Origin of the sequence: Ornithinimicrobium pulveris (assembly GCF_050261105.1) — a bacterium.
Taxonomy (GTDB): Bacteria; Actinomycetota; Actinomycetes; order Actinomycetales; family Dermatophilaceae; genus Ornithinicoccus.
This window is the reverse complement of the sequence record NZ_CP189837.1, coordinates 2,059,085-2,076,758: the sequence shown is the minus strand read 5'-3', so window position 1 is coordinate 2,076,758 and position 17,674 is coordinate 2,059,085. Positions and strand designations below refer to the sequence as shown.

At 70.9% G+C, this 17,674-nt stretch carries 15 protein-coding genes; 13 read left to right on the top strand and 2 right to left on the bottom strand.

What is annotated here, in order from left to right:
- Window positions 1-70: 70 nt before the first annotated feature.
- Window positions 71-1,327, top strand: coding sequence for a radical SAM family heme chaperone HemW (gene hemW / locus ACQBAT_RS09650; RefSeq protein ID WP_420748088.1), 1,257 nt, complete (start codon window positions 71-73; stop codon window positions 1,325-1,327).
- A 490-nt stretch (window positions 1,328-1,817) separates the two neighbouring features.
- Here hemW and ACQBAT_RS09645 read toward each other — a convergent pair whose 3' ends face one another.
- Both ACQBAT_RS09645 and ACQBAT_RS09640 read right to left on the bottom strand, forming a co-directional pair.
- Window positions 1,818-2,258 carry a DUF4870 domain-containing protein gene (locus ACQBAT_RS09645; RefSeq protein WP_420748089.1) on the bottom strand — a complete coding sequence of 147 codons (441 nt, stop codon included), beginning with the start codon at window positions 2,256-2,258 and terminating at the stop codon, window positions 1,818-1,820.
- Between the two features lie 72 nt (window positions 2,259-2,330).
- Window positions 2,331-3,194: a DUF3097 domain-containing protein gene (locus tag ACQBAT_RS09640; protein ID WP_420748090.1), complete on the bottom strand. Its 864-nt coding sequence runs from the start codon at window positions 3,192-3,194 to the stop codon at window positions 2,331-2,333.
- 277 nt (window positions 3,195-3,471) lie between these two features.
- Here ACQBAT_RS09640 and fumC point away from each other — a divergent pair, with 277 nt between their 5' ends.
- The 12 genes from fumC to ptsP all read left to right on the top strand — a co-directional run bounded on the left by fumC (window position 3,472) and on the right by ptsP (window position 17,670).
- Window positions 3,472-4,881 (top strand): class II fumarate hydratase, encoded by a 1,410-nt coding sequence (gene fumC / locus ACQBAT_RS09635; RefSeq protein WP_420748091.1) that lies wholly within the window; start codon window positions 3,472-3,474, stop codon window positions 4,879-4,881.
- A gap of 92 nt (window positions 4,882-4,973) precedes the next feature.
- Entirely contained in the window at window positions 4,974-5,996 is a 1,023-nt protein-coding gene (gene hrcA, locus ACQBAT_RS09630) for a heat-inducible transcriptional repressor HrcA (RefSeq protein ID WP_420748092.1), read from the top strand.
- Between the two features lie 140 nt (window positions 5,997-6,136).
- Window positions 6,137-7,255 carry a molecular chaperone DnaJ gene (gene dnaJ / locus ACQBAT_RS09625; protein WP_420748093.1) on the top strand — a complete coding sequence of 373 codons (1,119 nt, stop codon included), beginning with the start codon at window positions 6,137-6,139 and terminating at the stop codon, window positions 7,253-7,255.
- 10 nt (window positions 7,256-7,265) lie between these two features.
- Window positions 7,266-8,003: a 16S rRNA (uracil(1498)-N(3))-methyltransferase gene (locus tag ACQBAT_RS09620; protein WP_420748094.1), complete on the top strand. Its 738-nt coding sequence runs from the start codon at window positions 7,266-7,268 to the stop codon at window positions 8,001-8,003.
- Between the two features lie 92 nt (window positions 8,004-8,095).
- Window positions 8,096-9,478 carry an MFS transporter gene (locus ACQBAT_RS09615; protein WP_420748095.1) on the top strand — a complete coding sequence of 461 codons (1,383 nt, stop codon included), beginning with the start codon at window positions 8,096-8,098 and terminating at the stop codon, window positions 9,476-9,478.
- Window positions 9,479-9,559: 81 nt separating this feature from the next.
- Window positions 9,560-10,594: a PhoH family protein gene (locus ACQBAT_RS09610; protein ID WP_420748096.1), complete on the top strand. Its 1,035-nt coding sequence runs from the start codon at window positions 9,560-9,562 to the stop codon at window positions 10,592-10,594.
- Window positions 10,591-11,094: an rRNA maturation RNase YbeY gene (gene ybeY / locus ACQBAT_RS09605; protein WP_420748097.1), complete on the top strand. Its 504-nt coding sequence runs from the start codon at window positions 10,591-10,593 to the stop codon at window positions 11,092-11,094. Before ACQBAT_RS09610 ends, ybeY begins: the two co-directional genes overlap by 4 nt.
- Entirely contained in the window at window positions 11,091-12,509 is a 1,419-nt protein-coding gene (locus ACQBAT_RS09600; protein ID WP_420748098.1) for a hemolysin family protein, read from the top strand. The genes ybeY and ACQBAT_RS09600 overlap by 4 nt, the downstream gene beginning before the upstream one ends.
- A gap of 5 nt (window positions 12,510-12,514) precedes the next feature.
- The gene (gene era / locus ACQBAT_RS09595; RefSeq protein ID WP_420748099.1) at window positions 12,515-13,444 is read left to right on the top strand and encodes a GTPase Era; all 930 of its coding nucleotides are present in this window, start codon (window positions 12,515-12,517) and stop codon (window positions 13,442-13,444) included.
- A 47-nt stretch (window positions 13,445-13,491) separates the two neighbouring features.
- A complete protein-coding gene (dhaK, locus tag ACQBAT_RS09590) occupies window positions 13,492-14,496 on the top strand; it encodes a dihydroxyacetone kinase subunit DhaK (protein ID WP_420748100.1) in 1,005 nt (334 codons plus the stop codon).
- A gap of 2 nt (window positions 14,497-14,498) precedes the next feature.
- Window positions 14,499-15,125 (top strand): dihydroxyacetone kinase subunit DhaL, encoded by a 627-nt coding sequence (dhaL, locus tag ACQBAT_RS09585; protein WP_420748101.1) that lies wholly within the window; start codon window positions 14,499-14,501, stop codon window positions 15,123-15,125.
- A 10-nt stretch (window positions 15,126-15,135) separates the two neighbouring features.
- The gene (ptsP, locus tag ACQBAT_RS09580) at window positions 15,136-17,670 is read left to right on the top strand and encodes a phosphoenolpyruvate--protein phosphotransferase (protein ID WP_420748102.1); all 2,535 of its coding nucleotides are present in this window, start codon (window positions 15,136-15,138) and stop codon (window positions 17,668-17,670) included.
- Window positions 17,671-17,674: the final 4 nt, after the last annotated feature.

Below are 17,674 nucleotides of genomic sequence, written 5' to 3'. Positions count from 1 at the left end.
GCGCGACGGGGTGAACACAGGGTGTCAGGTTGCGGGCTGCGAGCTCGGGTGCGGATGGGAGACTGGAGCAATGCCGTCTGCCTTCCCCCCGGGAGATCCCGCGCCCGCCGACGGCGCGCTCCCGCCCACCGCCCTGTCCGGTATGGCGCAGCGCACCTTCTCGCTCTATGTCCACGTCCCCTTCTGCCGGGTGCGGTGCGGCTACTGCGACTTCAACACCTACACCCTGCCCGAGCTGGGGCAGGAGGAACTCGGTGTGGTCGAGGGGTCGCGGGGCGGTCTGACCGCAGACTTCATCCGCTCGGCGCACGCGGAGCTGGACCTGGCGGCTCGGGTGCTGGCCCCGGGGGAGCCGCCCGCGGTCTCGACCGTCTTCTTCGGCGGTGGCACCCCGACCATGCTCCCGGCGAGCGTGCTGGGAGAGCTGCTCGGCGGCATACGGGACCGGTGGGGGTTGGCGCCGGACGCCGAGGTGACGACCGAGGCGAACCCGGACACGATTACGCCTGACGTCGCCGATGTGCTTGCGGCACAAGGGTTCACGCGCGTCAGTGTGGGCATGCAGTCGGCCGTCCCGCAGGTGCTGCGCACGCTCGACCGCACGCACGACCCGGCCAATGTCGCGACGTCCGTCGCGGCGATCCGGGCGGCCGGGATGCAGGTCAGTCTCGACCTGATCTACGGGACGCCGGGGGAGTCGCTCGCCGACTGGCGGGCCAGCCTCGAGCTCGCGACCTCCCTTGCGCCCGACCATGTCTCGGCCTACGCACTGGTGGTGGAGCAGGGCACCAAACTGGCCGCCCAGGTGCGTCGCGGTGAGGTTCCTGAGCCCGAGGACGACGATGAGGCGGACAAGTACGAGCTGGCCGATGAGGTCCTGTCCGCGGCGGGCTACCAGTGGTACGAGATCTCCAACTGGGCGCGTCCCGGCGAGGGGGCAGAGTGTCGCCACAACCTGGCCTACTGGCGCGGCGGCGACTGGTGGGGTGTCGGCCCGGGTGCGCACAGTCACGTCGGCGGGGTGCGCTGGTGGAATGTCAAGCACCCGAGGGCGTATGCCGACCGGCTGGGCTCAGGTGTAAGCCCGGCCCACGCGCGTGAGAAGTTGGCTGCCGAGCAGCGCTACGACGAGCTCGTGCTGCTCGGGGTGCGGCTGGCCGAGGGCCTGCCGGTCGAGGTCTTGCGCGAGGAGGGGCGGCGGGCGGTGGCCGGGCTCATCGCCGACGGCCTGGTGGAAGGTGCGGCGGCCGTCCGGGGGCGCGTGGTGCTGACGCAGCGCGGGCGGTTGCTGGCGGACACCGTCGTCCATCGGCTGCTGGCGGCCTGACAGCCAGGTCAGGATTCGGCGGGCGTTGTTTACCGACACGCCATGCGGCATACAGCCTCGGGACACCGACCGCACCCACAATGACGACAGACCCTGCCGGGTATGAGCCAGCAGGGCCTGAGCGCCAAGCAAGAGTCAGGTGCGTGCAACCCCTGGTGAGAAGGGTGTGGCCCGTTTCGCGAAGTATGAGTTCGCGAAACGGGCCACGGACCAGCGGTGATGACGCCGGACGATCGCGAAGGTGCCTGAGGCTCGCACCCTGCATCACCAGGGCTTGTCCGCGATCCGGTGCAGGCACCGAATCACATCATCGAATCCTCGACGAGTCTTGCGATCCGCTCTCCCGAAGGAGTGCGTAGAGAGATGTCTACGCCCTTCCCGAGGCAAATGCAAGGGGTTGCGCAAACAATTTTGTGGGCCAACGGCGTGTCGTGCTTGACACGCCGCTGGGTTGGGGCGGATGGGGTCAGTGGGGCTGGCCCCGCCGCCCTCAGCTGAGCAGGCGGATCTGGAACGGGTAGTCGTAGACCTCGCCCCGGTTGGCCCAGAGCACGCCCTTGATGTGCGGGATGATCATCGCGATCCAGATCGGCACGGCCCACAGCAGCCCCAGGCCGAAGGTGATGATCACGCTGAACCACAGGATCCAGCTGACGATCGTCATCGAGACGTTGTAGTTGAAGGCACCGGCCGAGGCGACGCGGACGGCCTTGCTGCGGTCCTTGTAGAACAGCCAGATCAGCAGCGGCCCGAGGAAGGGCAGCCAGCCGCCGGAGATCAGCAGGGAGGCCGGGGCGGCCAGGTGGGCGAGCAGCATCATGGTGCGCTCGTCGGCGCCCGGGTTGGGTGCCATCGGGCCGCGGGCGTGCTGCTGGGGCTGGTGGGGGTTCGGCGGCTCGTAGCCGTAAGTGCGGTCGGACTGCTGGCTCATGGTCCCTCCTGGGTGGTGAGCGGGGGCGGCGTGGTCGAAGGGGTGGGTGGCTTCGCAGGGACGGTGGTTGCGTTAGGGAACCGTCACGAAGTCGATCAGTTCTTCGACGCTGGCGAGCAGCGTTGGTTCCAGGTCACTGTAGGAACGCACAACACCCAGGATCTTCTTCCAGCCGCGCGCGACATCCGCCTGGTTCGCGTGCGGCCAACCCAGCTCCTCGAGGATGCCGTGCTTCCAGGAGCGGCCCTTCTCGATCACCGGCCACTCGGTCAACCCGAGGCGAGTGGGCTTCACCGACTGCCAGACGTCGACATACGGGTGGCCGAGGATCCGCGCGTGCGGACTGACCTCCTGGGCCTGCGCGACGATCCGGCTCTCCTTGGTGCCTGGGACGAGGTGGTCGACGAGGATCCCGAGCCGGCGGTCCGCGGTGGGGGCGAAGGCGCGGATCTCGGCGGCGAGGTCATCGACGCCGTCCAGCATCTCCACGACCACCCCCTCGACGCGCAGGTCGTCGCCCCACACCTTCTCGACCAGCTCGGCATCGTGGCGGCCCTCGACCCAGATCCGGGAGCCGCTGGCCACCCTGGCCTGCTGGCCGACGACCCTGACCGAGCCGCTGGCTGTCCGGCTGGCGGCCTGCTGGGCTGCCTGCACCTGGGCCCGCCGCTCGGCGGTCGGTGCGGTGAGCACGACCGGAGCGCCGTCGATCAGGAAGCCTGGCCCCAGCGGGAAGCCCTTGGTCCGGCCACGGCGGTCCTCGAGGTGGACGACCCGCATCCCGCCGGCCTTCTCCACCCGCACGATCGCCCCGCACCAGCCGGTGTCGACATCCTCGACGACCAGCCCGGTCTCGGCCTCGACCTGCTTGGCCCGCCCACGCTTGGGAGCCCGCCAGTCCCCGGCGAGCACGTCTGCTCCGTACCTATCCATCACAACCCTCGACGCCTTTCCCTCACAACCCTCGAATCGGCTTCGTCACGACCCTCGACGGTATGCCGTGTGGCTGGTGCGACGGGTGAGGCTCGCCCGGACCGTGGCCCAGAAGGGGATGCCGCGCGTTCGGTGGGGCTGGGCAGGCGCATGCCGCGCGTTCGGTGGGGCTGGGCAGGCGCATGCCGCGCGTTCGGTGGGGCTGGGCAGGCGCATGCCGCGCGTTCGGTGGGGCTGGGCAGGGGCATGCCGCGCGTTCGGTGGGGATAGCGTGGGGAGCATGGGCACACGCTCCGAACGCGACAGCATGGGCGAGATCGAGGTCCCCGCGGACCGCTACTGGGGGGCGCAGACGCAGCGCAGCCTGGGCAACTTCGACATCGGCCGGGACACCTTCGTCTGGGGACGGCCGATGATCCGGGCGCTCGGGCTGCTCAAGAAGGCCGCTGCGCGGGCCAATGCCGATCTCGGCGAGTTGGACGCTCTGGACGCGACGGCGCGCGAGGCGATGGTGGAGGCTGCCGATGAGGTCGTCCGCGGCGAGCTCGACGACCACTTCCCGCTCGTCGTCTTCCAGACGGGCAGCGGCACGCAGAGCAATATGAACAGCAACGAGGTGATCGCGCACCGGGCTGACGAGATCCTCACCGGTGAACTCACGGCTGATCGCACGGTGCACCCCAACGACCACGTCAACCGGGGTCAGTCCAGCAATGACACCTTCCCCACGGCGATGCACGTCGCGGTGGCACTGGAGCTGCAGGAGCGGCTCTTCGCCCCGGTGGAGCACCTGCGGGACACCCTGGCCGCCAAGGCGGAGGAGTTCGCCGATGTCGTCAAGACCGGCCGCACGCACCTGCAGGACGCCACGCCGATCACCCTCGGGCAGGAGATCGGCGCCTGGGTCGCCCAGCTCGACTTTGCGCTCGACGAGGTCCGGCACGCCCACGACGGCGTGCTGCGCCTGGCGATCGGTGGCACCGCGGTCGGCACCGGGCTCAACGCCCACCCCGACTTCGGCACCACCTGCGCGGCCTACCTGAAGGAGGAGACCGGCCTGGGCTTCCACCAGGCGCCCAACCTCTTCGCCAGCCTGTCCGCCCACGACGAACTGGTCGCCGTCAGCGCCTCGCTGCGCACCCTGGCGGCTGCCCTGATGAAGATCGCCAATGACGTCCGCTGGCTGGCCTCGGGCCCCCGCACGGGGATCGGAGAGATCACCATCCCGGAGAACGAGCCCGGCTCGAGCATCATGCCGGGCAAGGTCAACCCGACCCAGGCCGAGGCGCTGACCATGGTGGTCACCAGGGTCTACGGCAATGACGCGACGGTGGCCTTCGGTGGCAGTCAGGGCAACTTCCAGCTCAACGTCTACAAGCCGGTGATGGCCCACGCGGTGCTGGAGTCGATCCGGCTGCTCGCCGACGGCGCCCGCTCTTTCGACGAGCACTGCGCGGTCGGGATCGAGCCGCACACCGAGCACATCGAGGCCAACCTCGAGCGCAACCTGATGCTGGTCACCGCCCTCAACCCCCACATCGGCTACGACAAGGCCGCCGCCATCGCCAAGCACGCCCACAAGGAAGGCCTGTCACTGCGCGAGGCCGCCATCGCCTCGGGCAATCTCACCGAGGAGGAGTTCGACGCCTGGGTGGTGCCGAAGGAGATGACCCACCCACGCGAGGTCTGAGCAGCCCGCCACGACCCACCCCAGGTTTGGCACTCCACACTCCGGAGTGCCAATCTGGGGGGGAGTGCCGAGTCGAGGTCGGGAGGAGAGCCGTGAGCGAGGATCGTCGTCTGCAGGTCCTGCGCGCCATCGTGCAGGACTACGTCCGCACCTCCGAGCCGGTCGGCTCCAAGTCGCTCCTGGACCGTCACCAGCTCGGCGTCTCCGCCGCGACCGTCCGCAATGACATGGCAGTGCTGGAGGAGGAAGGGCTGATCAGCGCCCCGCACACCAGCGCCGGCCGCGTGCCCACGGATGCCGGCTACCGCCTCTTCGTCGACCGCCTCTCCGCCGTCAAGCCACTGACCCGCGCTGAGAAGACCGCGATCGAGCGTTTCCTGCACGGCGCCGTGGACCTCGACGACGTCGTCCTGCGCACCACCAAGCTGCTCTCCGGGTTGACCCAGCAGGTCGCCGTTATGCAGTACCCCTCGCTGACCCGCTCCACCGTCCGGCACGTCGAGCTCGTCCCCGTCGGCGGCCCTCGCCTGATGGTCGTGCTCATCGCCAACACCGGCCGCGTGGAGCAGCGCGTGGTCGACACCGGCCGCGACCTGACCGGCGAGGACGGTGCGAGTCTGATCGCCGACCTGCGCACCCGCGTCAACGAGGTCGCGGTCAGCCAGGAGCTGGCCACCCTGGCCCCGCGCCTGCAGGCGCTGATCGACGCCACACCCCCGGCCGACCAGGCACTCGTCGAGGCGGTCGCGGCAGCCCTCGCCGACTCCACGCTCGAGGAGAGCGAGGAGCGGGTGGTGCTCGCCGGCACCGCCAACCTCGCCCGGGTCGGCAGCGACTTCCCGACCAGCCTCTCCTCGGTGCTGGACGCCTTGGAGGAGCATGTCGTCCTGCTCCGCCTGATGAGCAGCCTCTCCGCGATCGACGAGGACGGCATCGCCGTCTCGATCGGCGCCGAGAACCCCTACGAGCCGCTGCGCACGACCTCGGTCGTGACGACCCGGTATGGCGTGTCCGGCGGCCTGGGCGTCGTCGGCCCGACCCGGATGGACTACCCGCAGGCGATGGCGGCGGTCCGCGCCGTCGCCCACTACGTCGCCGAGATCCTGGACGGGTGAGCCGTGAGCCACCCCACAGCCAGGATGCGGCATACGGGCGACCCGCCCTGACGTTGACCACCTGAGCCGCGCCCCGCGGCCAGCCCCCAACCTGCCCGAAGCGCACCCGCGACCGACGACCCAAGGACGCCCGAACCCACGTGAACGACTACTACGCCGATCTCGGAGTCTCCCGCGAGGCCACCATCGAGGAGATCAAGAAGGCCTACCGCAAGAAGGCCCGGACCCTGCACCCGGACGTCAACCCCGGGGCGGACGCCGAGGCTGAGTTCAAGCGGGTCAGCCAGGCCTACGACGTGCTCTCCGACGCCAGCAAGCGCGCCGCCTACGACCGCGGCCAGGACCCCTATGGCGGGATGTCCGGCGGCTTCGGGCAGGGCTTCTCCTTCAGCGACATCATGGACGCCTTCTTCGGCGGGACCGCCGCCGGCGCCCGCGGCCCGCGCTCGCGGGTGCAGCGCGGTCACGATGCCCTGGTGCGGCTGGACGTGGACCTGCCGACCGCCGTGTTCGGCGGCGAGGAGACCCTCACCCTGGACACCGCGATCGGCTGCTCCACCTGCACCGGATCCGGCGCCCAACCGGGCAGCGGCACGCGCACCTGCCAGGTCTGCGCCGGCCGCGGCGAGGTCCAGCAGGTGCAGCGCTCCTTCCTCGGCCAGGTGATGACCTCCCGCCCCTGCCAGGCCTGCCGCGGCTACGGCGACGTCATCGAGCACCCCTGCTTCGACTGCTCCGGCGAGGGCCGCGTGCGCACCCGCCGCGAGGTGACCCTCAAGGTGCCCGGCGGGGTCGACACCGGCACCCGCATCCAGCTCGGCGGCGAGGGCGAGGTCGGCCCCTACGGGGGCGCCCCCGGCGATCTCTACGTCGAGATCGCGGTGCACCCGCACGAGACCTTCCAGCGCCGCGGCGACGACCTGCACTGCTCGGTCGAGGTGCCGATGACCGCGGCCGCGCTCGGCGCCAGCTTGCCCGTGGAGACCCTCGACGGCCAGAGCACGATCGAGGTCGCTCCTGGCACCCAGCCGGGGGAGACCGTCACCCTGAGCGAGCACGGGGTCACTCATCTGCGCGGCGTCGGGCGGGGCGACCTGATCGTGCACCTCGACGTCAAGGTGCCCACCCGGCTCAGCGACACCCAGCGCCAACTGCTCCAGCAGCTCGCCGAGGACCGCGGCGAGACCCGCCCCGAGGGCCGGATGAGCTCGGCCCACGGGCGCAAGGGCAAGCTGTGGGACGCCCTGCGCGGTCGGTGAGCACCGGCCCGTGACCGCGCCCCTGTTCCTGGTGCCCGCGGGCACCCTTGCCGAGGGCACCACCTCGGTCCTGCTGGAGGGCCCGGAGGGTCGCCACGCCGCCGACGTGCAGCGCCTCACCGAGGGCGAGGAGGTGCTGATCTCCGACGGCGCCGGCCGGTATGCCGTGTGCCAGGTCACCCAGGCCCGTCGCGGGGAGCTGGAGCTGGCGGTGCACGACCTGCGCGAGTTGCCCCAGCCCTCGCCACGGCTGGTGCTGATCCAGGCGCTGGCCAAGGGCGAGCGGGACCTGATGGCGATCGAGGCAGCGACCGAGCTAGACGTCGACGAGGTCGTGCCCTGGCAGGCCGACCGCTCGATCGTGCGCTGGCGTGGCGATCGCGGCACCAAGGCGCACCGCAAGTGGGAGCAGACCGTGTTGACCGCGACCAAGCAGTCCCGCCGCGCCCGGGTGCCGGTCGTGGCGGAGCCGGCCACGCGGCATACGGTCCTCGGGCGGATCGGGGGAGCGGCGCTCGCGCTTGTCCTGCACGAGGAAGCGCAGGAGTCGATCGGGGCGATCGACCTGCCCGCGGCCGGCGACGTCCTGCTCGTCGTCGGTCCCGAGGGCGGGATCTCGCCCGAAGAGCTGGCGGCCTTCACCGATGCCGGCGCGCGCCCGGTCCGGCTCGGCAGCACCGTCCTTCGGACCTCCACCGCCGGCCCCGCCGCGCTCGCGGTGCTCAACGCCCGGGGCAGGTGGCGGTGAGCGGGACGCCGCAGGACCCGCATCAGACGCTGCCTGAGCCACCGCCCGAGCCCCCGCACCCCACGACGCCGCCAGCCACCTCGGCTGCGCCCATGGCCGACCGGCTGGACCGACCCGACCCCAGCGTCGCGCCCGCCCGGCCCTCCATCTTCAGCCCCGGTCTGCGCTCGGCCTCGATCGGCGCCGCGGCGCTGATCTCACTCTTCGCGCTGGAGTACATCGCGGTCGGCGCCGCCATGCCGACCATCGCCGAGGCGCTCAACGGCTACGCGCTCTACAACATGGCCTTCGGCGCGACCGTGGCCGCCAGCATCGTCGGGATGATGCTGGCGGGCTGGTGGTCCGACCGCTCCGGTCCGCGGCCGGTGGTCCTGGTGGGCACGCTCACCTTCGCGTTCGGCCTGCTCATCGCCGGCCTCGCGCCCACGATGCAGATCTTCTGCGTCGGCCGGGCCTTCCAAGGGCTGGGCAGCGGACTGGCCAGCGTGGCGCTCTACGTGGTGATCGCCCAGCGGGTGCCGGACGTCTCGCGGCCGGCCGTCTTCTCCCTGCTCGCGGCGGCCTGGGTGGTCCCCGGACTGGTTGGGCCGCTGCTGACGGGGACGATGGTCCAGTACCTGTCCTGGCGCTGGGTCTTCCTCGGCGTGGCGCCGCTGGTCGCGATCTCGCTGCTCGTCCTGCTCCCCGCACTGCGTGGCACCCGACCCGGGGACGGCTCGGGTTTCCTGCGTCCCACCACGATCGGCTGGGCCGTGGTCGCCGCGGCCTCGGTCGGCCTCCTGAACCTCTCCGGTGAGTCGGTCGAGGGCCGCGAGTGGGCGATCGGTGCGGTCGCCCTCGTGCTCCTGGTGCTCGCCAGCTGGCAGTTGCTGCCGCACGGGGCGCTCCGGTTGGCGCGCGGGCTGCCGTCGGTCGTGGGCGTGCGGGCGGCCCTGGGGGGTTCGTTCATCGCCGCCGAGGCCTACCTGCCGCTGATGTTGCGGGACGAGCACGGCTACTCACCGGCGCAGGCGGGCGGGATCCTCGCCGCGGCATCGGTGGCGTGGGCGCTGGGGTCCTTCCTCCAGGGTCGCCTTGGTCCGACCACCGATCGCTACCGCGTGATGGTCGTGGGCGTGGTGGTCTACACCGTCCTGATGGTGGTGACCGCGCTGGCGGTCTGGGGGTCCTGGCCGGGCTGGTCGATCATCGTCCTGTATGCCGCCGCCACCTTCGGTCTGGGCACCGCCTACCCCACGACCTCGCTGCTGACGCTCCGGCTCTCCCCGGAGGCCGAGGTCGGGCGGAACTCCTCTGCCCTACAGGTGGGGGAGGCGCTCACCAGCGCCTTCGCCCTCGCCGTCACCGGCGTCGTCTTCGGTCTCCAGTATGCCGTGGCTCCCCACTCCGCCTTCGTCTCCACCCTCGTGGTCGCCGCCGCGGTGGGAGCAGTGTCGGTGCTGGCGGCGATCCGGGCCCGACCGGTCGGTGGATGAGTCCGTGGCAAGGCCACGGTGGTGTGCTGGTCGCGAAACGACTGGGGTGTGTGGGCGGGCCCGTCTAGACTGGGTGCCCTGATGACAGATGCTGACTTTTCGGACCTGAGGGCGGCCGAGCGGGCGGGGCGGACCCAGGCGCGACCCACGCACACGGTCGTCATCCCCGAGGAGACCCCGATGGTGGCTCTCCTCGGTCCTGGCGACGAGATGTTGCGCACGATCGAGCGCGCCTTCCCCAAGGTCGACGTGCACGTGCGCGGCAACGAGATCCGGCTGCAGGGCGAGTCTGGCGAGCTGGCGCTGGTCGAGCGGCTGATCGATGAGCTGCTCGACATGATCCGCCGCGGCCAGCCGCTCAACCGCGACGCCGTCGAACGCAGCGTGGGCATGCTGCGGACCGCGACCGCGGACCGCCCGGCCGACGTGCTGACCATGAACATCGTCTCCAGCCGCGGCCGCACCGTGCGACCCAAGACGCTGAACCAGAAGCACTACGTCGAGGCGATCGATGCCAACACGATCATCTTCGGGCTTGGCCCCGCCGGCACCGGCAAGACCTACCTGGCGATGGCCAAGGCGGTCGCGGCGCTGCAGGCCAAGCAGGTCAACCGGATCATCCTGACCCGACCGGCCGTCGAGGCGGGGGAACGGCTGGGCTTCCTGCCCGGCACCCTCACCGACAAGATCGACCCTTACCTGCGGCCGCTCTACGACGCCCTGCACGACATGGTCGATCCCGAGTCGCTGTCCCGGCTGATGGCTGCGGGCACCATCGAGGTGGCGCCGCTGGCCTATATGCGTGGGCGCAGCCTCAACGGGGCGTTCATCATCCTGGACGAGGCGCAGAACACCTCGGCCGAGCAGATGAAGATGTTCCTCACCCGCCTCGGTTTCGGTTCCAAGATGGTCGTGACCGGGGACACCACGCAGGTCGACCTTCCCGGTGGCACCACCTCCGGCCTCAAGGTGGTGCAGCAGATCCTGGACGGCGTCGATGACATCCACTTCGCCCATCTGACCAGCGAAGATGTCGTGCGGCACCGGCTCGTCGGGGACATCGTCGACGCCTACGACCGCTTCGACTCGCGCCAGCAGCGAGGGCCGCGCCGGTGAGCGTCGAGGTCCTCAACGAGTCCGGTGAGGTTCCCTCTCCGGTCCCCGAGCAGGAGCTGTCCGACCTCGGCCGGCACGTGCTCGACCAGATGCGGGTGCACCCCCGGGCCGAGCTGACGATCACGCTGGTTGACGAGGCCGCGATGGCCGCGCTGCACGAGCAGTGGATGGACCTGCCAGGGCCGACGGACGTGATGAGCTTCCCGATGGATGAGCTGCGGCCCGGACGCGACGGCGATGAGCCGCAGGAGGGCGTGCTGGGCGACGTGGTGCTGTGCCCGTCCGTCGCCCGCGCGCAGGCGGTCACAGCCGGCCACGCCGTTGGCGATGAGTTGCTGCTGCTCACCACGCACGGCATCCTGCATCTGCTCGGTTTCGACCACGCCGAGCCGGATGAGGAGCGGGAGATGTTCGATCTGCAGCGCACCCTGCTGCTGACCTTCCTCGCCGAGCGTGGCCGCACGACCGCCGCGGGCGACGACCTGGCCGGGCGGTCGTGACCCCCCTCATCCTGCTGGCGATCACCACCACGGTCATTGCCTTCCTGCTCACCGCCGGTGAGACCGCCCTGCAGCGGGTGTCCCGCCAGCGGGCTGTCCAGCTGCTCGAGGAGGGCCGCAAGGGCGCCCGCCCGCTCGTGCGGATCTCCGCAGACCCCGCGCCCTACCTCGCGGTCGCCACCTTCGTCCGGGTCACCGCCGAGGCTGCCACCGCGGTGGCCGTGACCGTGGCCGCCGACATGGTCACCGACTCGCACCTGCGCACCGGCCTGATCGCGACCGGCATCATGGCCGTCGTCTCCTTCGTCGTGGTCGGGGTCTCGCCCCGGACGCTGGGCCGTCAGCACATCGACGCGGTGGCGCTCACCGCGGCTCCCGTCGTGCGTCTGCTGCGCCTCTTCCTCGGGCCGATCGCCAAGCTGCTGGTGCTCTTCGGTAATGCCGTCACCCCCGGGCGGGGTTACTCCGAAGGCCCGTTCGCCTCCGAGTCCGAGCTGCGCGAACTCGTCGACCTCGCCGGCGACTCCTCGGTGATCGAGGAGGAGGAGCGGGAGATGATCCACTCCATCTTCGAGCTGGGCGACACGGTCGCCCGCGAGGTGATGGTGCCGCGCCCCGACCTGGTCACCATCAAGGCCGAGAAGGTGCTGCGGCAGGCGATGTCGCTCTTCCTGCGCTCCGGCTTCTCCCGGGTGCCGGTGGTCGGTGAGGACACCGACGACGTGCTCGGGATGCTCTACTTCAAGGACGTCGCCCGGGCGGTGAACGCCAACGGCGATGCTGCCCGCACGACCGCGGTCACCGAGGTGATGCGGCCGGTCCAGCGGGTGCCGGAGATGAAGCGGGTCGATGACCTGCTCAAGGAGATGCAGCGCGACCGCCAGCACGTGTCTCTGGTCATCGACGAGTACGGCGGCACAGCCGGACTCATCACGATCGAGGACGTCGTCGAGGAGATCGTGGGGGAGATCAACGACGAGTACGACCGCGACCAGCTCGAGGTCGAGGTCCTCGAGGGAGTTGACGGTGACGAGCTCGTGCGCGTCCCCGCCAACCTGCCCGTCGACGACCTCGCCGAGATGTTCGACGTCGAGATCGAGACCGAGGACGTCGACTCCGTCGGCGGACTGCTCGCCACCGTGATCGGGATGGTGCCGATCCAGGGATCCTCAGGCGAGGTCTCCGGCCTGGAGCTGACTGCCGAGCGGATGGCCGGCCGTCGCCGCCGCGTCGCCACTGTGCTGGTCCGTAAGGTGGACGAGACCGAGACCGAAACCGAAACCGATGACGCAACAAGCGTTGAGACCGGAACCCAAGCGCCGGCCGAGACCGAGACGCCGACAGCGGCCACGGCAAGGGCGCAGGATCGGTCCGACCCCACACCGGACGAGCCGTCCGACCGGAGCAAGGAGTAGCGAGCGTGGATACGCAGAGCCAGGAAACGCCATACCGGGCCGGGTTCGCCTGCCTCGTCGGCCGGCCGAACGCCGGCAAGTCCACCCTGACCAACGCCCTGGTCGGCACCAAGGTGGCGATCACCTCCTCCAAGCCGCAGACCACCCGGCACACGATCCGGGGGATCCGCACGACCGAGGAGTCCCAGCTGATCCTGGTGGATACCCCCGGGCTGCACCGGCCGCGCTCGCTGCTCGGACAGCGGCTCAACCACTTGGTCCGCGAGACCCTGCTGTCGGTCGACGTGATCGGCTTCTGCCTGCCCTCGGACCAGCGGGTCGGGCCGGGGGACACCTTCATCGCCAAGGACCTAGCCGACCTGCACCAGGTGCGCAAGGTGCCGGTCGTGGCGATCGCGACCAAGGCCGATGCGGTGAGCCGCGACCGGCTCGCCGAGCACCTGATGGCCATCGACGGGATCGGCGACTGGGATGCGATCATCCCCTGCTCGGCCGTGCGCGGTGACCAGGTGGACGAGGTCGCGGACCTGCTGGCCAGCTACCTGCCGGAGTCGCCGCAGCTCTACCCGACCGACCAGCTCACCGACGAGCCGACGACGGTGATGATCGCCGAGCTCGTGCGGGAGGCCGCGCTGGAGGGCGTGCGCGATGAGCTGCCGCACAGCCTGGCGGTCCAGGTCGAGGAGATCGTCGAGCGCGAGGACCGGCCCGAGGATGACCCGATGAGCGATGTCCGGGTCAACATCTACGTCGAACGCCCCAGCCAGAAGGCGATCATCATCGGCCGTGGTGGTTCCCGGTTGCGGGAGGTCGGCAGCACCGCGCGGGCCGGGATCGAGGAGCTGCTCGGCCACCGCGTCTATCTGGATCTGCACGTCAAGGTGGCCAAGGACTGGCAGCGCGATCCCAAGGCGCTGGACCGACTCGGATTCTGAGGTCGATTCCCCGGCGCGGTGGCGCCGGATCGTGGCAGAGTGGGCGCATGAAGAAGCTGCTCAACGATCCTGCCGACATCGTCGTCGAATCACTGGCCGGGATGGCAGCTGCCCACCCCGACCTGCTCACCACCGACCTCGAGCACAAGCTCGTGCTGCGGGCCGGGGGAGCCGTCCAGGGCAAGGTCGCCCTGGTCTCCGGCGGAGGCTCTGGCCACGAGCCGCTGCACGGTGGTTATGTCGGTCTGGGGATGCTGCACGCCGCCTGCTGCGGAGAGGTCTTCACCTCCCCGGTGCCCGACCAGATCCAGGCCGCCACCCAGGCCGTGGACGGTGGGGCCGGAGTGCTGCACATCGTCAAGAACTACACCGGCGACGTGATGAATTTTGAGATGGCCGCCGAGATGGCTGCCGATGCCGAGGGGACGCAGGTCAAGGCGGTCGTCGTGGACGACGACGTCGCCGTCCAGGACTCGCTCTACACCGCCGGTCGGCGTGGCGTGGGGCTGACCGTGCTGCTGGAGAAGATCGTCGGCGCTGCGGCCGAGGAGGGTCGCTCCCTCGATGAGTGCGTAGCCCTGGCTGAGAAGGTCAACGGCACCGGCCGCTCGATGGGGATGGCGCTCACCTCCTGCACCGTGCCGGCTGCCGGCAAGCCGACCTTCGAGCTGGCCGAGGACGAGATGGAGATCGGGATCGGGATCCACGGCGAGCCCGGCCGGGAGCGGCGTTCGCTGGCCAGCGCGGCCGAGATCGCCGAGATGCTGGTGACCCCGGTCCTGGAGGACCTGGGTGACCTGGGCGGCGACCCGGTCATCGCCTTCGTCAACGGGATGGGCGGCACGCCGCTGATCGAGCAGTACGTGATGTACCACGAGGTGGCCAAGCTGCTGGAGGGTCGTGGCGTCGGCGTCGCGCGCTCGCTGGTCGGCAACTACATCACCTCCTTGGAGATGGCGGGGTGCTCGGTGACGCTGCTGCGCGCCGACGAGGAGATCCTGGGCCTGTGGGACGCCCCGGTCCACACCGCTGGCCTGCGCTGGGGGGTCTGATCGTGGCAGACCTGACCGCCTTCCAGAACTGGCTGGCCGATGCGTCCGCGACGCTGAAGGAGCTGTCCGAGCACCTCACCGACCTGGACCGTGCCATCGGCGACGGTGACCACGGCACCAATATGGCGCGCGGCTTCACCGCCTGCGCCAGGTTGGCCGAGGATGAGGAGTTCGAGGGGATCGACACCTACCTGAAGAAGGTCGGGATGACCCTGGTCAGCACCGTCGGCGGCGCCTCCGGGCCGCTCTACGGCACTTTCTTCCTGCGGTTGGCCGGACCGCTGGCCGCCACCGACGACGCGGGCGCCGCCCAGGTCGGACAGGCGTTGCGCGCCGGGATCGAGGGCATCGTGGCTCGCGGCAAGGCCGAGGCCGGCGATAAGACGATGTATGACGCCTTCGCGCCAGCTCTAGAGGCCTTCGAGGGAGCTGCAGGGTCGGGTTCGTCGCTGGCGGACAGTCTCCAGGCGGCCGCGGAGGCCGGGGCGCGGGGACGCGACGCCACCGAGCCGCTCGTCGCCCGCAAGGGCCGGGCGTCCTATCTGGGTGAGCGCAGCGCTGGTCACATCGATCCGGGTGCGAGCAGCGCCACCATCCTCCTGGAGTCGGCCGCCCGCACCCTGAGCTGAGGAGTTACCCGTGATCGCCCTGGTGGTCGTCTCGCACAGTCACGCCCTCGCGCAGGCCGCGGTGGCGCTCGCCTCGGAGATGGCGCCCCCGGACGGGGCGCCGGCGATCGAGATCGCGGCGGGCCTGGACGAGACGACGCTGGGCACCGACGCGGCCGCAGTCAGCGAGGCGATCACCCGCGCCGCCGAGGCGGCAGGCGGAGACGGGGTCCTGGTCCTGCTAGACCTCGGCAGCGCGGTGCTCTCGGCCGAGATGGCGCTGGAGTTCGTGGATCCGCAGGTCGCTGAGCAGGTGCGGCTGAGCCCGGCGCCGCTGGTCGAGGGGCTGGTGCAGGCGGTGGTCTCGGCCGCCGCGGGGGCCGACCTGGACACCGCCGCCCGCGAGGCGCGGGCAGGCCTGGCAGCCAAGGCGGCTCAACTCGGTGAGGAGGATGCTGGCGAGGGGTCCGGTCGGGGCGGCCCGGGCGGTGACCTGTCCGCTGGCGGCGCCGGCGCCGGTAGCGGAGAGGACCACGAACCGCCCACTGGCCCCTCGGTCGAGCTGTCGGTTGTCGGGGAGCACGGCCTCCACGCGCGTCCGGCGGCGCGCGTGGTCGGGTGCGTTGCGCCATACGGGCCGGAGACAGTCGTGAGCGTTCGCAACCTGAGCACGGGCGGCCCAGCCGTCGACGCGCTCAGCCTGTCCGGGCTCGCGACCCTGGGCGCGCTCCAGGGACACGTGCTCGAGGCCACCGCGAGCGGGCCGCGGGCTCAGGAGGTCTTGAACGACCTCGTCGAGCTGGCCGCGCAGGCCTTCGGCGACCACCCTGCCCCTGCGGAGCCCCTGGCCGACGTGGAGGCGACGAGCCCGGCGACCTCGACCGAGCCGGGGATCGCGGGCTCGGGACTGGAGGCGGCCATCGGGCCGGTGGTGCGGGTGGACGTCGACCTGGATCCGGACGACCGTCCGGCCAAGGATCCGGAAACCGAGCAGCGCACGGTGCGCGACGCAGTCGACGAGGCGGTCGAGCGGCTCGGCGAGCTCGCCGAGCAAGCGCGTCGCCACCTGGGGACCGGCCAGGCCGAGGTCTTCGACGCCCACGCCCTGCTGCTCCGTGATCCCGAGCTGACCCGTCGGGTGGACGACGGGATTGAGGCCGGGGCGTCGGCGGCGCGCGCGTGGGCGGACGCGATCTCGGCGACGGCAGCGGGTTTCGAGGAGCTGGACGATGCCTACCAGCGGGAACGTGCCCAGGACGTGCGCTCGATCGGCGAGCGGGTGCTGCGCATCCTGCTCGGCGTCGAGGAGCCGGAGGCGATCGGCGAGGGTGTGCTCTTCGTCGATGAGCTGGACCCGGCGATGGCGATCGCGCTGGACGCCACGGCGGTCCGGGGGGTGCTTACCACCCGGGGCGGGGCGACCGGCCATGGTGTTCTCATCGCCACCGCAAGGGGAATGCCGGTGCTCACCGGCCGGAGTGAGCTGGCCGAGGTGGCCGCTGGAACCGTGGTCGGGATGGACGCTCGCAGCGGCCGGGTCGAGATCGACCCGAGCCCGGAGGTGGTGGCGCACTTCGAGGAACTCCTGCGTGTCCGACGGGAGGAGCGGGAACGGGCGATGGCCGGCGCCGGAGAACCGGTGCGCACGACCGACGGCACCGAGGTGCAGGTGGAAGCCAATGTGTCCTCGCTGGCCACGGCCAGGCTCGGGGCGAGCATGGGGGCCGACGGCTCAGGCCTGGTCCGTACCGAGGCGGTTTTCGGCCAGTGGCGGCAGGCGCCGACGGTGGCCGAGCACCAGGAGGTGTATGCCGCGATCGCCGATGCGATGGCCCCGCACCCGGTGACGATCCGCACCTGGGATGTCGGTGGCGACAAGCCGCTGCCGTTCATCCGCACGGTGACCGAGGAGAACCCCTTCCTGGGAGCGCGCGGCCTGCGGGCCTTCGCCACCGAGCCGGACGCCCTGCTCGACCAGCTCGAGGCGATCTGCCGGGTCGCGGTGGACCACCGTGTGCAGGTGCTCTTCCCGATGGTGACGACCCGGGAGGACGTGCGGCGGGCTCTGGACCTGCTGCGCGTGGCCGCGGATCGCGCCGGCCTGGCGGGGATTCCCCCTGAGCTGGCCGTGGGGATCATGATCGAGGTCCCAGCCGCGGCGCTGCGCGCACGAGTCCTCACCGAGGACACCGGGCTGGATTTCGTCTCGATCGGCAGCAACGATCTGAGCCAGTACGTCCTGGCTGCCGAGCGCGGCAACCCCGAGCTGGCCGCATGGTCGGACAACCTGGAGCCGGCGGTCCTGCGCATGATCCAGGAGGTGGCCGACAGCGTCGCTGAGGGCATCGATGTGGCGGTCTGCGGTGCCATGGCCGGGGACCCCGAGATCGCCGGACTGCTCGTCGGGCTGGGGGTGCGCCAGCTGAGCGTCTCCCCGGCCGCGGTGCCGATCGTCAAAGAGCGCCTGCGGACCGGCTCGCTCGCCGACTACGAGAATCTCGCCGATCGCGCTCTGGCCTGCGCGGATGCGGCCGAGGTGAGGGCGGTGCTGCAGGCATCGGTATAGAACA